Here is a 1,327-nt window from a genome sequence, read left to right as displayed (position 1 = left end):
CAAACAGATCATTGATGACACTACTGAACTGCGCGTATCGCGGTGCAAAACTGTAACCGCATAGATCCAGTAAGGCGAAGTTAACATGATTGACACCGTGTGTATCTGTCGAGAGTACGTCAGGTTTGATTTCACTGCTGTTGGATTGTAACAGGTCATAAATATAGTGTGATTCGTGCTCGTTGGAACCGATGATCCGAGCATTGAGGGCGCTGTGGTTGGCCACCAGTGTCATGGCCGTGATCCCTTTGTTGGTGCCGAAATACTTAGAGGAGTACCGGGTTTTAAAGGTTTCCAGATGGGTTTCGAATTTCTGACCATCCGCACTGGCGTGCAGCTGGTCCTCCTGAATATGGTAGTGGCGGAAGATGGGTAGCGCTGCAACCGCATTATTGATCACGTCGCTGGCGTCATGCAGCGTTTCAGGCCGGATATAGTTGGCCTGCACCGTACTCAGGTGTTCATAGCTTCGATCGGAGATCTGCGCCATGCCATACACACCACGGTGAGTGGCGTTGGCAATCAGAATGGCCAGTAAATCATCCTGATGAGTGAACCCTTGTTTTTGTATCGGAAGTACATGAGTCAGACATTTCATGAACCCGGTTTCGCGCTCTACATACCGCAGTACATCCGCGATACCGACCGGTTGCATTCGCTTAAAAAAGGGATTGTTGACCAGAGATGTAGCGCTTTTGGTCGGCAGACGCCAGCGGGTACCGGTACGATTTTTCATGATCACATTTCGATTGTCTCCCTCATCAATATGGAGAGCAACGTCTTTGAGTGCACTTTCCAGCCGGTGTTGTTTCTCCTGTAACAATAACTCTGCGGGCTGTTTTAGTCTGTCCAGTGTTGATGAGGCCAGCAAGGTATCCTGCGATGTCTGGGGGATCAGGTCGTCTTCCAGTGCGCGGTATTTGGTAACATTTGGCAAATAAATGCGTCCATTCAGTCGTGAGGTTAACTGCCGGTAGAGCAGCCATTCGTAACGTTGCGGGTTAACGTTATCCTGTTTAACCAACCATGGGAGGTGCTTTTTCGGGATGAGCGACGTATCCATCGTCTTCAGTGGTCCACCGAATGCGATTTCCGTCTGCATCTGTTGAAGTTGGGCGACGACGGCTTCTGAGCCTTTACCGGCCTCACATTCAAGGCACAAGAACACCTGCCTTAACAGTTGCTCCAGGAGATTGCATTGTTCATCGTAATGTTGCCACTGGTACTCTTCCACGGTCCGTTTCTGTTTTTTCAGGTAAAGGCAGAGGGTCTGGATATCCCTGTCATTCATGACCTTCAATGCCTGTTGTCTGACTACTGAGAAGGG

At 49.7% G+C, this 1,327-nt stretch carries 1 pseudogene; it reads right to left on the bottom strand.

Features of this window, described 5'->3' with window-relative positions:
* A pseudogene (locus R7F07_RS24900) lies at positions 1-1,327 on the bottom strand (Tn3-like element ISShfr9 family transposase); the annotation flags it as partial.

The organism is Vibrio sp. YT-16 (genome assembly GCF_033337405.1).
GTDB classification, from domain to species: Bacteria; Pseudomonadota; Gammaproteobacteria; order Enterobacterales; family Vibrionaceae; genus Vibrio; species Vibrio alginolyticus.
The sequence above is the reverse complement of the archived record's forward strand: the minus strand, read 5'-3'. Positions and strand labels throughout refer to the sequence as shown.